The organism is Corynebacterium antarcticum (assembly GCF_016595285.2).
GTDB classification, from domain to species: Bacteria; Actinomycetota; Actinomycetes; order Mycobacteriales; family Mycobacteriaceae; genus Corynebacterium; species Corynebacterium antarcticum.
The window spans coordinates 123,378-139,493 of record NZ_JAENIP020000002.1 but is presented as its reverse complement, the minus strand read 5'-3'; the positions used below and the strand labels follow the sequence as shown (position 1 = coordinate 139,493).

General features: G+C 66.5%; 16 protein-coding genes. 8 read left to right on the top strand and 8 right to left on the bottom strand.

All coding sequences use genetic code 11. The features are described from left to right. Positions 1-4 precede the first annotated feature (4 nt). Positions 5-1,630 (top strand): LGFP repeat-containing protein, encoded by a 1,626-nt coding sequence (locus tag JIM95_RS04760; RefSeq protein WP_234034581.1) that lies wholly within the window; start codon positions 5-7, stop codon positions 1,628-1,630. 492 nt (positions 1,631-2,122) lie between these two features. On the opposite strand, the gene JIM95_RS04755 is transcribed toward JIM95_RS04760, so the two are convergent. Beyond that, positions 2,123-2,692: a recombinase family protein gene (locus JIM95_RS04755; protein WP_198735170.1), complete on the bottom strand. Its 570-nt coding sequence runs from the start codon at positions 2,690-2,692 to the stop codon at positions 2,123-2,125. Positions 2,693-3,459: 767 nt separating this feature from the next. On the opposite strand from JIM95_RS04755, the gene JIM95_RS04750 reads away from it, so the two are divergent. After that, positions 3,460-3,765 (top strand): hypothetical protein, encoded by a 306-nt coding sequence (locus tag JIM95_RS04750; RefSeq protein ID WP_200258133.1) that lies wholly within the window; start codon positions 3,460-3,462, stop codon positions 3,763-3,765. Positions 3,766-4,251: 486 nt separating this feature from the next. On the opposite strand, the gene JIM95_RS04745 is transcribed toward JIM95_RS04750, so the two are convergent. Genes JIM95_RS04745 through JIM95_RS04735 form a run of 3 tightly spaced genes read right to left on the bottom strand, consistent with a single transcriptional unit; the run spans position 4,252 to position 7,879 of the window. After that, positions 4,252-5,103, bottom strand: a complete 852-nt coding sequence (locus JIM95_RS04745; RefSeq protein ID WP_200258142.1) for an SDR family NAD(P)-dependent oxidoreductase — start codon at positions 5,101-5,103, stop codon at positions 4,252-4,254. Beyond that, a complete protein-coding gene (locus JIM95_RS04740) occupies positions 5,100-6,776 on the bottom strand; it encodes a DUF885 domain-containing protein (protein ID WP_234034582.1) in 1,677 nt (558 codons plus the stop codon). The genes JIM95_RS04745 and JIM95_RS04740 overlap by 4 nt, the downstream gene beginning before the upstream one ends. A 29-nt stretch (positions 6,777-6,805) precedes the next feature. After that, on the bottom strand, positions 6,806-7,879 hold the full coding sequence (locus JIM95_RS04735; RefSeq protein ID WP_200258148.1) for a TIGR00730 family Rossman fold protein: 1,074 nt from the start codon (positions 7,877-7,879) through the stop codon (positions 6,806-6,808). Between the two features lie 93 nt (positions 7,880-7,972). Here JIM95_RS04735 and JIM95_RS04730 point away from each other — a divergent pair, with 93 nt between their 5' ends. The 3 genes from JIM95_RS04730 (at position 7,973) to JIM95_RS04720 (ending at position 11,336) form a co-directional block, all read left to right on the top strand. Further along, a complete protein-coding gene (locus JIM95_RS04730) occupies positions 7,973-8,713 on the top strand; it encodes an SIR2 family NAD-dependent protein deacylase (RefSeq protein WP_200258151.1) in 741 nt (246 codons plus the stop codon). Next, positions 8,710-10,161, top strand: a complete 1,452-nt coding sequence (locus JIM95_RS04725; RefSeq protein WP_200258154.1) for a phytoene desaturase family protein — start codon at positions 8,710-8,712, stop codon at positions 10,159-10,161. Before JIM95_RS04730 ends, JIM95_RS04725 begins: the two co-directional genes overlap by 4 nt. Positions 10,162-10,250: 89 nt before the next feature. Then, positions 10,251-11,336, top strand: a complete 1,086-nt coding sequence (locus JIM95_RS04720; RefSeq protein WP_200258157.1) for an ROK family transcriptional regulator — start codon at positions 10,251-10,253, stop codon at positions 11,334-11,336. Here JIM95_RS04720 and JIM95_RS04715 read toward each other — a convergent pair. From JIM95_RS04715 to JIM95_RS04700, 4 genes are read right to left on the bottom strand one after another with little or no spacing between them, the layout of a single operon-like run. After that, entirely contained in the window at positions 11,327-11,872 is a 546-nt protein-coding gene (locus JIM95_RS04715) for a gamma carbonic anhydrase family protein (RefSeq protein ID WP_200258160.1), read from the bottom strand. The two genes, JIM95_RS04720 and JIM95_RS04715, sit on opposite strands and share 10 nt — an antisense overlap. Beyond that, a complete protein-coding gene (locus tag JIM95_RS04710) occupies positions 11,860-12,435 on the bottom strand; it encodes an HAD family hydrolase (RefSeq protein ID WP_200258164.1) in 576 nt (191 codons plus the stop codon). The genes JIM95_RS04715 and JIM95_RS04710 overlap by 13 nt, the downstream gene beginning before the upstream one ends. A gap of 23 nt (positions 12,436-12,458) precedes the next feature. Further along, positions 12,459-13,325, bottom strand: a complete 867-nt coding sequence (locus JIM95_RS04705; protein ID WP_200258166.1) for an EamA family transporter — start codon at positions 13,323-13,325, stop codon at positions 12,459-12,461. A 12-nt stretch (positions 13,326-13,337) separates the two neighbouring features. Next, positions 13,338-13,919 (bottom strand): nitroreductase family protein, encoded by a 582-nt coding sequence (locus JIM95_RS04700; RefSeq protein WP_200258678.1) that lies wholly within the window; start codon positions 13,917-13,919, stop codon positions 13,338-13,340. 113 nt (positions 13,920-14,032) lie between these two features. On the opposite strand from JIM95_RS04700, the gene JIM95_RS04695 reads away from it, so the two are divergent. Genes JIM95_RS04695 through JIM95_RS04685 form a run of 3 tightly spaced genes read left to right on the top strand, consistent with a single transcriptional unit; the run spans position 14,033 to position 15,913 of the window. Beyond that, entirely contained in the window at positions 14,033-14,515 is a 483-nt protein-coding gene (locus tag JIM95_RS04695; protein WP_200258180.1) for a MarR family winged helix-turn-helix transcriptional regulator, read from the top strand. After that, a complete protein-coding gene (locus JIM95_RS04690) occupies positions 14,512-15,087 on the top strand; it encodes a DNA-3-methyladenine glycosylase (RefSeq protein ID WP_200258182.1) in 576 nt (191 codons plus the stop codon). Before JIM95_RS04695 ends, JIM95_RS04690 begins: the two co-directional genes overlap by 4 nt. Positions 15,088-15,127: 40 nt before the next feature. Further along, positions 15,128-15,913, top strand: coding sequence for a glycosyltransferase (locus tag JIM95_RS04685; RefSeq protein ID WP_200258185.1), 786 nt, complete (start codon positions 15,128-15,130; stop codon positions 15,911-15,913). The last annotated feature ends 203 nt before the right edge of the window (positions 15,914-16,116 follow it).

The window sequence follows — 16,116 nt, the reverse complement described above, 5'->3', positions numbered from 1 at the left end:
CGTCTTGTACGACGATCACACGACCTGGACCCCGAACAAAACCACCAGCGCCACACGCGACACCACCAGCACCCAGCCCTCCGCCCCGGTCAACGAAGACTCGGCCGCCGCGCGAGCCAATGCAGAACAAGAGGCGATCGACAACGCCGCCGAGGCTGCAGCGACACCCGCTCCCGGCCGGGAAGACCTGGAACCCGCTGAACCCGGCTTCGATGACAACACCATCGACAACGATGCCGGCGCCGACTGGCACGCCACCACTGACCCCGAGGCGACGATCACCCCCGGGCAGATGCGCTCAGACAATGAGGACATCCCCGGAGGGTTCACCAAAGAGGAAGCAGACCGCGCCGAAGTCCAGGAAGCAGCCGAACGGCAGGCTCAACAGGACCGTGCCGCCAACCCACTGGCGCGAGCACTAGCAGCAGCGCCGGTCAACTGCACCACCTACTGGCCCAGCCCCTACAAGGTCTGCGGAGCAATCCGCGAGAAGTATGACGCCATCGGCGGTCCCACCAGCTTCCTCACCTGGCCCAAGTCCGATGAACTCGGAGTCCCCGACGGGGTCGGGCGCCGTAACGAGTTCGTCAACGGGTTCATCTACTGGCACCCCACCACCGGCGCGCACCCGGTCACCACACACTTCTCCACCGTGTGGGCACGCAACGGATGGGAAGCCGGGCGCCTCGGCTACCCCACCACCGACGAGTTGGGACTGTCCGACGGTATCGGACGCAAGCAGTCGTTCCAACGCGGACACATCTACGGCTCCCTGGCCGGCCTCGCGAGCATTGAAGGACTCATCTACGACAAGTGGGTGACCACCGGCGCAGAAGGCGGGCCCCTCGGATACCCCACCGCTGACGAAGCCGGGGCACCCGACGGTGTTGGGCGATTCAACAGGTTCGTCGGCGGCATGCTCTACTGGCACCCCACCCATGGAGCACACCCCGTCACCGGCGACATACTCGATCAATGGGCAGACCAGGGATATGAAGTAGGAAATGCCGGCTACCCGATTGGCGATTACTACGACTCACAGGATGGCTGGTACGAGCAAGAGTTTGAGAACACTGATATCATCGGAGATATATCAGCCGATCCATTTGACGGCGGTTTCTACTTACCCTATATCAGCTTCCCTACACCCTTGGCAGCACAACGGTATTTCGACAACGAAGTTACTCTTGCCGAGGCACAGGAACAATCAGAGGAAAACAGCGTATCCGCACGTTCGTTAAAGAAGGAATACGGTCCTTGCGTGCTAAACCCCTCTGCCTTGCACATCCGAACAGACCCGAGGCCCGACGGAGATACTGGACCTTATGTCGCCTTCAAACCACAAACTCAGTGCGGAACAAAGAAAGCCCCAATCCGAGTCAGTAGCATCCATCATCATGGAAGAATCATGTATAAGTACTATACTAAGTGGAATCAAGCAGCCGAAAATGATGTAAGCAACACCAACTCTTCCAGCCTCTTACAGAAAAAGCTCGAGGAAAAGTGTGATGGCACGGCGGTAAACACTCTTCTGTGGGGCTCAGTTCAAGGGACAATCGTTTATAATGGGAAGACCTACTACGCCACTGTGAAGCCACCGCAGAAAAAACTTGACTGCCGTGTCCACTAGGAAGAGATCAAACAATGTCCAGAAAACCTCGAATAAAAAGGTCTTCAGATGTAGCCCACGTCTTTTATTCCACGTATTATGATGATCCCGAGAATCGTTTCTCCGGATATGTTCTGTGTGTTACAACTGATAGTAACATATCAGAAAAATCTACTTCACACCCCGACCGTTGGATAAAATATCACCATCTACAGAGCGAGCCAATCTACACTTCTTTGCATACTGCAAACAGTGACGGCGAGTCAAGGAAAGTGATTTGGCTGGTCTTGATGGGCCTGCTGTGGCCCATAGAAGAAGATTGGGAGTCCTTTGAACCTACTTGCGTAGGGGCCGCTTGGGATATTGCGACCGCAAAGAGGCTTCAGAACGACGTCGACCAAGGTGGAAATACTGTGGTGATGGGTTTTCCTGACGGTTGGCTCTATGGTCGTGACAAGATTCCACCCGTCGCCTGATCTGATATGACTTAGAAGGTGCGGAACAACCTCAGCTTCAGTCCGCCACGTTATTGCTCTCAAGTGCCCGGTAGATCGTCGAGCGACTGACCCCGAGCACTCTCCCGATCTCTGTCACCGTCATCGTCTTCGCCTCATACAGTGAGCGGGCGGTGGCGGTCTGCTGTGCGGTGAGCTTTCGTGGGCGGCCCCCAACCCGCCCCCGTGCCCTGGCAGCAGCTAAGCCGGCAGTGGTGCGCTCTATCACCAGGTCACGCTCGAACTGCGCCAACGCCGAGAACACATGGAACACCAACCGGCCGCCCGGCGTCGTCGTATCAATCGTCTCCTGCAACGAGACAAACCCAACCCCGCGGGTCTGTAGATCCTCCAACTGATCAATCAGGTGCGGGACTGACCGACCCAGCCGGTCCAATCGCCACACCACCACCGTGTCCCCGGAACGTAGCTTGCCCCATAACCGGTCCAGCTCTGGGCGATGCGCCCGGGACCCGGACCCGACATCGGTGAAGATCTCGCTACAGCCGTGCCGGCTCAGCGCATCGCGTTGCAGACTCGCATCCTGATCCGCTGTTGATACTCGGGCATACCCGAATACTTCACCCATAGAACCCGCTTTCGTGTGCCCAGGTGTCCGAAACTCGTCGCGGACAAGTCTAGTGACACCTTGATTCTGACACAGTGTTCTGAGACAACGCGACCTGCAATGGCACGCTCCGGTACCGATGTGCAACCTGGTGTGTCATAAACGATCGTCTAATGCAACAACCACCAGGCGGGCTTAGTAGTTGCACAAAGTACGGAATAATACCCCCAGCACCCCGGACACCATGCCGACGCAGAATGAGTAAGGCCCCCAGGAAAATCAAAACCTGGGGGCCTTTACCTTTTTACGACGGTTTTTGTTCCTTACCGACATTCCACAGCAAATACGTGACCATTGCCGCGCCGACACTACCGGCAACGAGCCGGTATCCGGAAAACCATAATACTCCTTCAATTATGGCCACGACAAGCATGAATGTCAGAAACAGAAACAACTTCTGATTTTTAGAAAGACGGTCCACAGTTCTCCTTTCTGAATTCCGTTCCACTCAAGACCACAGGGACTGACGTCACCATGTACAAGGGAAACATGTGCATGACCTAACCAAACTGTCCGGCTAGACAGTTCATCCCCTAATAGAAATGTATTCCGGGGAAACATTTTTCGTCGGCAAGAGTCCCCACATGGGGGTATTTAGAGATAGGCCCCCAGTCTGCTGCACCCACCAAGTACACAGTCACGACAGCAACGCCGACACGGCGATAACCTGCACGTTTTACGGTAAAATCAGCCACCTACCGAAGTCTTACGTTCAAGGAGCCCGCGCCATGCCCCGATTCGCACCGGTCACCGTCCGACCGGACGGCAGGGTCTTCATCGGCGACCATAAGCCCTACGTCGCCCCCGACAGCCTCGATGAGCTGCACGGCCCATCGGAGGGCATCTTCGTGCTCCCCCACTCGGTCCGCTGGCTCAACGAGAAAGCACGCACCACCGACGTCACGAACAAGATCCGTCGGCGCTGCGCGTACCGTGATCTGCTCGCGGAGGGAACCTACGAGCAACAGTGCGAGTTCATCAACCGTGACCTGCTCATCCGGGACTTCCGCACCTTCCGTTCCCCCGCCGGGTGACCAAGCTCTGGACAGACGCTTTCCCCGACCTGACATCCGCTGGATAGGCTTCGCGCGGAACAGCGCACGATCACCCGGCACGTCGGTGTTTTATCGGGCTTCAGGGAAAGCAGTCAGGGACCGGCGCAGTGGTTTCAAATGGCCGAACCCGAAGATGAGGCAGCGCCGTCAATGATGATCCGGATGATGGGCGGAACGTGATCTCATCGCTGTGGCTGTGCGCAACGGTAACGACTCATCACTCGTCAGGCACCGAGCCTCAGCACACCAAACAATGGTGAAAACAATCCAGGGTGCGTGTCCGCCACTACTCCGGGATCGTCACCACTTCGATCACCCCTGCCTGATCATGCTTCAGTGTGCCCACACACCCGATACCGGAGCACATTCCTCGCCGTGAACGGTCTTCAACGGTGGTGATACCGACCTCCCGGAACCGGGAGGCGGGCATGCTCACTTGAACTTGAGGTCCAGGCCCACCCCCGGTCACAGCCCGACGCGGCGGGCGGATTCCTCCCAGAGTCGCCGGGCGATCTCCGGATCGCGGCTGCCGGGATAGTCCGGCCCCTTCTTCTTTCCGAGGTAGTACCCACCGGGAACGAAGTCGACGCCGACGGTTCCGGTGGCCAGCCGGACGAGCCGGTCGGCCCCCTTGTCGGAGCTGCTCAGCGCCATGCGGGTCACCGGGTTGGTGTAGAAGAACTCGAGCCTGCCGCCGGTACCGGAGCCGAAGTTCGAGGCGATGACGCCGGGGTGGAAGGAGACACCGTAGATGCCCCGGTCGGCGTGCCGGCGGGACAGTTCACGGGCGTGAATGATGTTCATCATCTTCGAGTCACCGTAGGCCTTCATCGGGTCCCAGGGCCCGTCGGCGTTGTCGAGGTCGTTCACGTCGAGTTTTCCGTAGTACTTCGCGGCGATCGAGGCCGTCCCGACGACGTACCCGAGTCCGGCGGCGAGGTTGTCGGCGAGCAGTTCGGTTAAGAGGAACGGCGCGAGGTGGTTCACCTGGAGGGTGAGTTCGTTGCCGTCGTCGGTGACGGTCCGCTCCGGGGCGAAGACACCTCCCGCGTTGTTCGCCAGGACGTCGATGCGCGGGGCGATCCGGCTGATTCCGTCGGCGAGTTCACGGACCTCGTCCAGGGACGAGAAATCGGCGGTGAAGTGGGGTGCACCGATCGCGGTGGCGACGAAGCGGGTCTTGGCCGGGTTCCGGCCGACGACGATGACGCGGTGCCCGAGGTCGGCGAGTTTCCGGGCGGCGGCCGCCCCGATGCCGTCACTGGCTCCGGTGACGACGATGGTGCGGGGCACCTCGACGAGTGGAGGTCGGCTCATCGGTTCTCGCCCCCGTCGAGACCGTCGAGGACACAGTCGCGCAGGATGCCCATGGGGATCGAGCCGAGGGCGAGGGCCTCCGCGTGGAACTGCGGGAGGGTCATGCCCCGGTCGAGGGCCTCGTCGCGGAGCTGCTGCCAGAGGCGCTGGCCGAGGGCGTAGGACGGTGCCTGGCCCGGCCAGCCGAGGTAGCGGTTGAGCTCGAAGTCGAGGTTGGGGCCGGCCATGGCGGAGTTGGCGCGCAGGAACGACGCCGCGTACTCGGCGTCCCACGTCCCGCCGTCCGGCGTGGTCTTCCCGAGGTGGACTCCGATGTCGAGGACGACGCGGGCGGCCCGCAGACGTTGTCCGTCGAGGAGCCCCATGCGGGTCGCGGGGTCGGTGTGGTGGCCGAGGTCGGCCATGAGCTGCTCGGCGTAGAGCGCCCAGCCCTCGCCCTGCCCGGAGTTCCAGCACGCGACGCGGCGCCAGAGGTTGAGCCTGTCGGATTCGCAGAGGGTCTGGCCGATCTGGAGGTGGTGGCCGGGAACGCCCTCGTGGAACACGGTGGTGAGTTCCTGCCAGGTGTGGAACACGGTCTCGCCCCTGGGCACGGACCACCACATGCGTCCCGGGCGGGTGAAGTCGCTGCTGGGCGGGGTGTAGAAGATGCCTCCGGTTCCGGCGGGGTCGATGCAGCACTCGATGGTGCGCACCGGCTCGGGGATGGTGAAGGCGGTTCCGTCGAGATCGGCGATCGCCTGATCGGCGGTGGTCTGCATCCATTCCTTCAGGGCGTCGACGCCGTCGAGCCGGTAACGTTCGTCGGCGTTGAAGCGGTCCATAGCCTCCCCGACGGTGGTGCCCTCGCCGAAGCACTCGACGGCGATGGCCTCCTGCTCGGCGACGATCTCGGCGAGTCGGGTCAGTCCCCATTCGTAGGCCTCGTCGAGATCGACGGTGGCGCCGACGAACTCGCGGGAGAAGCGTTCGTAGCGTTCCCGTCCGACGCCGTCCGCGGCGGGGGCCTGCGGCAGGAGGGTCTCGCGCAGCCAGGTGGCCATGACCCCGAAGGCCTCGCGGGCCCGGACGAGCTCGGCCTGGTCGGTGTCGATCCCGATGCCGTTGAGGGCGGACTCGTCACCGGCGAGATCCTCGCACTGGGCGATGACCTGTTCGACCTGACGTCGGGCGGCGACGTGCCCGCGCTCGGCGGCGAGCATGAGGGAGGCGCGGTGTCCGTCGAGTGCACGCGGGACATGCCCGAGACGGGAGATGATGTCCGCCCGCGCCTCGGTGGTGTCCGTGGGCATGAGGCTGAAGGTGTCACGGATCCACTGGACGGGGGAGGCGATGTTGTCGAGCTGCCGGATGTCCTCGCCGGCCTCGTGGAGTTCGAGCCGCAGCCCGAGGCGGTCCCGCAGGACGGCGGCGGTGACGCGGTCGACATCGTCGAAGTCGACGTCCCCGTCACCGGCTGCGGCCTTCTCGAGGGCGTCGACCTCGTCGAGCATGCGCCGGGTGCGTTCCGCTACGGCGTCGTGGTGCTCCGGGGAGAAGTCCTCCATGTCGCCGTTGTATTCGGTGAATCCCCACTCTGTCGCGGACAGCGGGGACAACGCCGCGAGATCGTGCACGAAGGTCTCGCAGGCGAGATCGAGACGGGACGGGTTACGGAAGGTGTCGGAGCTCATGCCCACCCAGTGTAGCCGCGGCGGGCAGGTCAGCCGCAGAGTTCGCGGTTCCCCCATTTGGTGCCCGGGGCGCGCCATTCGGCGAGTCTGTCGAAGATCTCCCCGGGGTCGTCGGTGACGATGAGGGCGTCGATGTACCGGCGCTGGATGAAGCCTTCCGCGCACATCCGTTCCAGGGCGTCGACGAGCGGGGTCCAGTACTCGTCCACGTTGAACAGGACGATCGGGCCGGTACCGGCGACGAGCTGCTGGCGGGTGAACACCTGGAACAGTTCCTCGAGGGTGCCGGCGCCGCCGGGCAGCACGATGAAGGCGTCGGCGAGTTCCTCCATGCGGGACTTGCGTTCGGCCATGGTCTCGACGACCTCGAGGGAGGACAGGCCGTCGTGGGCGATCTCGAGTTCGACCAGCGAGCGGGGCATGACCCCGATGGCCCGTCCGCCGGCGTCGATGACGGCGTTCGCGACGACACCCATGAGTCCGACATCGCCGCCGCCGTAGACGAGGTCGATGTCACGTTCCGCGAGGGCGTGGCCGATGGTGCACGCGGCGTGGGCGTAGTCGGTGCGGGCACCGGGGGCGGAGCCGCAGTAGACGGCTACCCGGTTGATCGGCGGGGTGAGGTGCATGACCATCGTCCCGGGGCAGTCATCGCAGTCGAGGGACTCGAAGCCGAGGCGGGCGTAGAGGCGCCGCGCTGGATTGTCGTGCTCGACGTGGAGGGAGATGCCGGGCCAGCCGACGGTGCGGCCGTGTTCGACGACGGCGCGGATCAGGGTGGTGCCGATCCCGGCCCCCTGAAAGCCGTCGTCGACGCTGACGGAGAGCTCGGGGATCTCCGGTGCGACGTAGCCGTGGGAGCGGATGAAGGTGGCCCAGACGACACCCGCGGTGCGCCGTTCCCCGGTGACGGGATCGGGCATCTCGGCGACCATGCCGATGTCGCCGCGCTGGGGGATGAACTGCAGGTAGGGGGACAGTCGTTCGTCGGTGGTGTCCGCCTCCGCCCCGACGTTGTGGACGGTCGCCCACTCGCGGAGGGGGTGGTCGTCGACGGTCATGGGCCGCAGGGTCGCGGAGCTGTCGGGGACGTGTGCAGTCATGGGTCACAGACTAGCGGCAGTGGAGCAGGCGCATCCTTGTGCAGGCTTCGAGCACGGTCGTACGCTGGGATCGTGAATTGTCCGGGGAATGCGATGGAACTGGTCCGCGACGCCTCGCGCGTCGTGGTGTTCACGGGAGCGGGGGTGAGCGCGGAGTCGGGCCTGGACACGTACCGCAACGACGAGTCCGGCCTGTGGGAACGGGTCGATCCGGAGGCGATGGCCAGCATCGACGCCTGGCGCCGGGATCCGGAACCGATGTGGTCCTGGTACCTGTGGCGGGCACATCTGGCACGAACCGCGGAACCGAACGCCGGACACCGGGCGGTCGCGCGGTGGGCGCAACTGTGTTCGGTGACGGTGGTGACGCAGAACATCGATGATCTGCACGAGCGGGCCGGCAGCGACGCCGTGGTGCACCTCCACGGCAGCCTCTTCGAGTTCCGGTGCACGGAGTGCGCGGATCCGTTCGAGGTCGTTGATTTTCCCGCGGTGCGGGAGCCCCGGATGACGCCGCCCGCCTGCCCACGGTGTGGTGCAGCGGTGCGCCCGGGTGTCGTGTGGTTCGGCGAGGCGTTGCCCGCCGCGGAGTGGGAGCGCGCCGCCGAGGCGATGGCGGGTGCGGATCTGGTCGTGATCGTGGGCACGTCGGGTGTGGTGCAGCCGGCGGCGTCGCTTCCACTGCTCGCGGTGGAGGCCGGGGTCCCGGTCCTCGAGATCACCCCGGCACCGACGGAGCTGACCCGGATCGCCGACGTGAGTTGGCCCACGACCGCGGCGCGGGGCCTGCCGGTGCTCGTCGACGCCGTCCGCCGTGCCCGGGACCTGTCGTGAGCGCGCGGGCTTTCGTGGTCGGGTCCGGCCCGAACGGGTTGGCCGCCGCCATCGAGCTGGCGCGCGCGGGATTCCGTGTGACGGTGCTGGAGGGTGCCTCCGGGATCGGCGGCGGCTGCCGGAGCTCCGCGCGGCTTGTCCCGGGCATGGTCCACGACGACTGTGCGGCGGTGCATCCGCTGTTCGCGGCGTCACCCTTCTTCCGGACCCTCGAACTCGACGTGGAGCTGGTTCATCCGGAGATTCCGCTGGTGCACCCCCTGGCGGGCGGGGATGCCGCGGTACTGCACCGGGATCTCACGGCGACGGTAGCCGGGCTCGGGCGGGAGGGCCGCCGGTGGCGGAGACTCTTCGCTCCCCTGGTCCGCTACCCGGACCGGATCGCGGATCTGGCGTTGACTCCCCTCCCCGGTTCGATCGCGCGGCACACGGTCCTGGGGCCGCGGTTCGCTGCACGTGGCCTGCCTCCCGCCACTTCGGTGACGAGGTCCCTCGGTGGGGACACCCCTGCCGCGGCCCTGTTCGCGGGGCTCTCGGCCCACGCTTTCAGCAGACTCGACCGGCCGTTGACCTCTGCGGTGGGGCTGATGATGGGGCTGACGGCGCAGACGTGGGGCTGGCCTGTGGTCCGGGGTGGTTCGGGGCGGTTGACAGCCGCCCTGGCGGATTATGTCCGGGAGTTCGACGGAACGATCCGCACCGGGGTGACGGTCCACCGGTTGAGTGATCTCGCGGACTTCGGATACCGGGGCGCCCCGGCCGGTGATGTCGTGGTGCTGACCACGACGCCGGGGCACGCGGCTGCGCTGCTGTCGGGGACCCAGCCCGCCCGGCTGCGGCGTCGGTACCGGCGGTTCCGGCACGGGGCGGCCGCCTTCCGGGTGGACCTCGCGGTGCGCGAGGGCATTCCGTGGCTGAACCCGGATGCCCGGCGCGCGGGCACGCTGCATCTGGGTGGAACCGCCGGGGAGATCGCCGCGGCGGAACGGGCGACGTCGTCGGGTCGTGTCGCGGAGGATCCGTTCGTTCTGGTCGGACAGCAGTACCTGGCCGATCCCTCCCGTTCGGTGCGGTTGGATGGTGGGTGGCTGCACCCGGTGTGGACGTACGCGCACGTGCCCGCCGGATGCCGGGGTGACGTGACGGAGCGGGTGATCTCCCGGATAGAGACGTTTGCTCCCGGGGTACGTGACCGGATCGTCGGGGTGTCGACGCGGAGTACCACGGAGCTGGAGGCGTACAACCCGAACTACGTGGGCGGAGATGTCACCGGGGGTGCGAATTCCCCGCGCCAGTTGATCGCCCGTCCGGTTCTGCGCAATCCCTACGACACGGGTGTCAACGGCGTGTTCCTCGGTTCGGCGTCGACGCCGCCGGGCGGTGGCGTGCACGGGATGGCCGGGTTCGCTGCGGCGCGGCGGGCGGCGGACTGGGCCGGCATGTTTTAGACCGATCTGTCTGTTATTTTGCCCCTGAATGAGGCTTTCCAGTTAGTGGCGGTAGACAGTTCAGTCTGTCTTTTATAGACTCATCGTCCATGAGCACTCTGGCCGTGTCCGCGCGCACCCCCGTATTCCGTCGTCCCACCATGCCGACGGCCCGGTGCCTGCACCACATGATGCACAGCCAGTTGACCATCCGGGGCGAACTCGTGGCGGCGACGGGACTGTCCCAGCCCACGGTCACGCGCGCCGTCACCAGCCTCGTCGGCGCGGGGCTCATCCACGAACGCCCCGACCTCGTCCGCGCGACCGGCCCCGGACGACCCCGCATCCCCCTGGAGATGACCCCCACGCCGTGGCTCCACATCGGTGCCGCGATCGGCGCGGACGGGGGCACTCTCGGAGTGTTCGACACCCGTGGCCGCGTCCTCCGGGAAACCACGTTCCCCCCGTACACCGACACCACAGGCACAGCCGACACCGCGGAACACCTCATCGCCGGTATCCACCGGCTGCTGTCCAGGCTGGCGGTGCCGGTCGCCGACATCGGTGTCGCGGTGACAACGCCGGACACCGGGTTCCTCGGCGAGCGGCTCACCGAGGAATTCGGCTGCCCGGTGACCGTCGGTGACCTCACGGCGGCGCTGGCCGCAGCGGAGCTCCTCACCACGGGTGCCACCACCGACCCGATCCTGATCATCCACCTCGACCGCGGACTCACCCTGGCGGTCGCGGACGACGACGGGGTGACGGCCCACCCGGTGGACACCGACCTCGGACCGGAGATCCTCGCCCGCCGCCTCATCGACGCCGGGTTTCTCCCCGACCAGAAACCACGCGGGTTCACCGGGCTCCTGCCCGGCGAGACACCGCAGACCCCGCAGCTGCGGTCACTTCTCGACGATCGGGCACGGGACCTCGGTGAGACGGTCGCGCGCCTCACCCGGGACACCGGCGCCGGGACGGTCGTGCTCGCCGGCCCGGGATTCACCGTCGACCCGGGCGGCTACCGGGAACTGGCCCTGGCGGTGAACCCGAACGTCGACAAGCGCGTCGCCATCCGGATCGTCCCGGACGCGGCCACACTGGCCCGCGCCGTCGCCCGCACCGTGGCCCTCGACCGGCTGCTGTCGGACCCGGCCGCGGTCCACGCCGAACTCATCGACCGGAATCAGCTGTAGCGCACCTCGTCGAGAAGCAGCCGCTGATCCGACTGCCCGCGGGCGATGTCGACGTACCGACCCGCGTGCGGGATGAAGGACCCGGACTGCTCCGCCGACAGCTCACGGCGCACCTTCGCCGGAACACCGGCCGCCAGGGAGCGGGCCGGGATCTCCTGCCCCTCGAGTACGACCGCACCGGCCGCGATGAGGGACCCCGCGCCGACGCGCGAGCGTGACAACAGCGCGGCCTTCATCCCCACCAGCGTCCCGTCCTCCACCGTCGTTCCGTGGAGCAGTGCCATGTGCCCGGCTGTGACATCGTCACCCAGGGTGCACGGCGCATCCGCGTCGACGTGCATGACGCAGTTGTCCTGGATGTTCGTGCGCGCACCGATGCGGATCGCATTGACGTCACCGCGCAGCACGCAGCCGTAGAACACCGAGGAGTCGGGGCCGATGACGACATCACCGATGATGGTGGCGTTCGGCGCGATGAACGCCGAGGCGTGGATACGCGGATTGATGCCGTTGAACGGGAGAATCAGTGGTTCCATTCCACCAGTCTGCCCGTGACCTCCACCGCCCGCATCCCGAACTCCCGGGCGGCCGCCACATTCACCGGATTGTCGTCGAAGAACAGAACCTCACCCGGCTCCGCACCGAGTGCCGCACACGCCGCCCGGTAGGCACCCGGATCGGGCTTCGCGACACCGATGTCGCAGGACATCGTCACCGCGTCGAAACGCTCCAGCCACGTGTGCCGCGCGCGGACCCGTTCCGCGAGGAACGTCGGGATGTTGCTCAGCAGACCGACCCGATGCCCGGCGTCGATCAGCTCACCCACATACGCCACCGCATCGACGTCCTCGTCCAACCAGCTCGCGATGTCGGCCTCCACCACCGCGTCGACGTCGAACGGTGGCAGCTCGAGGGTCGCGCGGATCCGCTCCCAGTACTCCGCCGGCGTGAGCTCACCCGCGTCGAGCGGCCCCCGCAACTCCCAGTACAACGGCCACAACCGCTCGTCGGTGCCGACCGCGGCCTCGATGGCACGCAGGTGGGCATCGGTCTGGGTGGTCAACAGGACGCCGTAGAGATCGAAGAGACAGGTCTGCACGCACGCCAATCTACCGCGGCCCCTCAGGCGTTCGCCGCCTCCCGTTTCCGGGCGCGGGCCCCGACGATCTGCGCGGCGGAGACCGCCACGATCACCGTCACGGCGCCCACGGCCTGGATCGCGGAGAAGCTCTCCCCCTTGACGATCACTCCGAGCGCCGTTGCCGTCAGCGGGTTGATCACGCTGAGCAGGGAGACACTGACCGCGTCGAGCACCGCCAGTCCGCGGAACCACAGACCGTAGGCGATGAGCGCACCCACGACGGTCAGGTAGGTGTAGCCCGCGATGTTGGTGCCGGTCAGGTGGTCCGGCAGTCCCTCGAACAGCAGCAGCGGTATCAGGGCCAGACCACCGAACGTCAGCTGCCACCCCGTCACGGCGAGCTGGGGAACGCCCTCGGGACGGCCCCACCGTTTCGCCAGGACCAGGCCAGTACCGGTGAACAGCGTCGCCGCGACCGCAGCTGCGACACCCTCGGTGTTCAGTGCGGCATCGGGCGAGAGCACCAGCGCCGCGACACCGGCCACGGCGATGACGCCGGCCACGACCTGCGCCCTGTACACCTTCACGCCCAGCAGCAGCGGGCTGAGTCCCATCACGACGAGTGGTGCGGTGCTGGTGATCACGGCCGCGGTACCACCGGGGAGCAGGTAGGCGGTGAGGAAGAGCAGGGCGAAGAAACCACCGATGTTCACCACACCGAGCACGATGGCCCTGATCCACCAGATCCCCTTCGGCAGCACGCGGAACCAGGCGAGCAGGAGCAGGCCGGCGGGCAGGGCACGCATGACACCGGCGAGGATCGGCCGGCCGTCCGGAAGCATCTCCGTCGTGACGACGTAGGTCGTGCCCCACGTGAATGGGGTGATCGCTGTGAGCAGAAGATTCATGGCCGTCCTCCCCTAGTACCGTTCGTTGACCCGACGTGAGGCGTGGCGACCCGGATGCTCGGGGGCTTCGGCGCCGTGGCCCATGGCGATGACCAGTGCGATGACCCGGTCGTCCCGGCCACCGATGCCGATGGCCTCCTTCACCTTCTCCTCGTTCCAGCCGGTCGTGGGACTGGTCGCCAGTCCCTCACCCGCCGCCGCGACGAGCGCGAAACCGGCGACGAGCATCGCGTCACGCAGGGCGGCCTCCCGTAGTTCCTGCGGGGTCTTGAGGCTGTTGAACTTCTCCGCGGTGGTGCGTACCTGTTCGGGCAGGATCTCCCCGGCGTCCTCCGGCAGAACCTCGACCCGACCGACCGCCACGAGGACGACCGGGGCGTCGATGAACTGGTGCTGACCGGAGGCGTCGACGAGCGCCTGCCGGACCTCCGGGTCCCGGATGACGACGAGGTCGCGGGCCTGGGCGTTGAAGGCGCTCGGGGCCTCGAGAGCCTGATGGACGACGCGGTCGAGGACCTCCGGAGAGACGTCGTCGGGGAGGTAGTTGCGGACGGCGCGGCGGGTGGCGATGGCCTCGGCGATGGTGCGGGACATGATGGACTCCTGGAAGGTGCTCAATTGTTCGATATCAAAGTGTTCGACGCCAGATTAATCTCATGTAAGATTGATGTCAAACACTTCGGCGTCAAACAGTTAGGGGATGGCCCATGGCCGACCACATCGACCACATCATCGAGCAATGGCGCACCACCCGCCCCGATCTCGATCCCGCACCGATGGAACTTCCCGCCCGACTCCAGTACCTCGCCAGGGCCTCCGGGGACCACATCATCGCGAACCTGGCCCGATTCAACCTGGAACGGTGGCAGTTCGACGTCCTCGCCACACTGCGCCGTATCGACCGGCCGCTGACCGCGGGAGAACTGTGCGCCAACTCCATGATCTCCGGCTCGGCGATGACCAACCGCGTCGACAAGCTCGCCGCCGCCGGCCTGCTCACCCGCTGCACCGACCCCGACAACCGCCGCTGCGTCCGCATCACGCTCACCGACGCCGGACGCGAACTCGTCGACAAGGTCCTGCCCACCCACCTCGACACCTGCCGCGACACCCTCACCGGACTCACCGACGACGAGCGGGAGACACTCGGACACCTGCTCCGCAAGGCACTGGCGGCCCACACCGGATGATCGACTTCGCACAGCCAGCCGACAGGGTCGCCCCCCTGCTCCTCGGCTGCACACTCAGCCACGCAGGCGTCACCGTCCGACTCACCGAGGTCGAGGCCTACCTCGGCGAACAGGACGACGCCTCCCACGCCCGCCGCGGGAGGACACCGCGCAACGCCGCCATGTTCGGCCCACCCGGTCGGATGTACGTCTACATCTCCTACGGCATCCACCGCGCCGGCAACATCGTCTGCCACCCACCCGGCGGCAGCGGCGGAATCCTCCTCCGTGCCGGTGCGGTCGTGGACGGCCACGACACCGCGCGCGCCCGGCGCGGCCCGACGATCCCCGACGCCCGCCTCGCACAGGGACCGGGCAATCTCGGCCGGGCACTCGCCCTCCACGTCGACCACAACCACTCCCCCGTCCTTCGCTCCGGGACCGACGGCTTCATCCTGAGGGACCGCGACCACGAGCCGCACTGGACCACCGGCCCCCGGATCGGCATCACGCGCAACGCCGACGCACCCCTGCGCTTCTACCTGCCCGGCGACCCCACCGTCACCAGCCCCCGGGGACGCGCGCGGCGCTGACCTGCGCCGAATCCCACGCGACGCACGTTAGGATCCGGGCATGGAGCAACTGCAACCCGACGCCGTCACCGTGCTCATGGGTGTATCCACCACCACGCCCGCCGACCTGATCAGCACCACACTCGCCAGCCTCGCCAAGCAGTCCCTGCGCCCCACCCGCACCATCGTCACGGCGGACGCACGCCTCCACCCGACCCTCGAGAAACAGCTCACCTCACCCGAGGCCCACGACATGGGCATCATCTACACCGTCGCCGACGAAACCGGCCCGGCCGCCGCGCTCGACGCGGGCCTCGCCCACGTCGACACGGAGTACACCGCGCGCGTCAACCCCGGCGACATCCCCCACCCCGACCGGCTGCGGCGCCAACTGGACACCTTCCACCAACGACGTGTCGACATCCTCGGCACCGCCGTCATGGAACTCGACCGAACCACCGACGCCACCGACCCCGTCAGCCTCCTCGGTGCGGATCTCTCCGTCCGCACCATGCCGAGCTCACACACCGAAGCCACCCGGCATCTGGGCCGCCGTAGCCCCGTCATCGACGGCACCGTCATGGCACGCACCGCCGCCATGCGCGCCGCCGGTGGTTACCGCGGTGGCGGCCACGGGGCCGACCGGGACCTGTGGGTCCGCATGATCGGGGCGGGTGCCCGGGTCCGCAACCTGCCCACCCCGCTGACCTGGCAGCGAATCGACATCGACGCCGGCCCCGGACCGAGCCGCGCAGACAGGCGGGCGGCGAGCCGGAGCGTCCGCGACACCCTCGACGAACAGGGTATCCCCCGGAAGAGTTTCTGGCGGAGGTTGTTCGGGCGCTGAATGCCGGTGGCGTGACGTACGGCCGCGGTGCACCTGGCCGACACGTTGAACCGGAGCCCTTCCCTCCCTGCCCGCCGGGCGTCGATACGCGCGCTCCGTGACCGCGCCGCCGGCGGATGGAGCATCTCCGCGGTCTCTGCCGGGGCCCGCCGATACGTCGTCAGTACGTGCAAACATCGGCACACACCGCCAGACACCCGGGT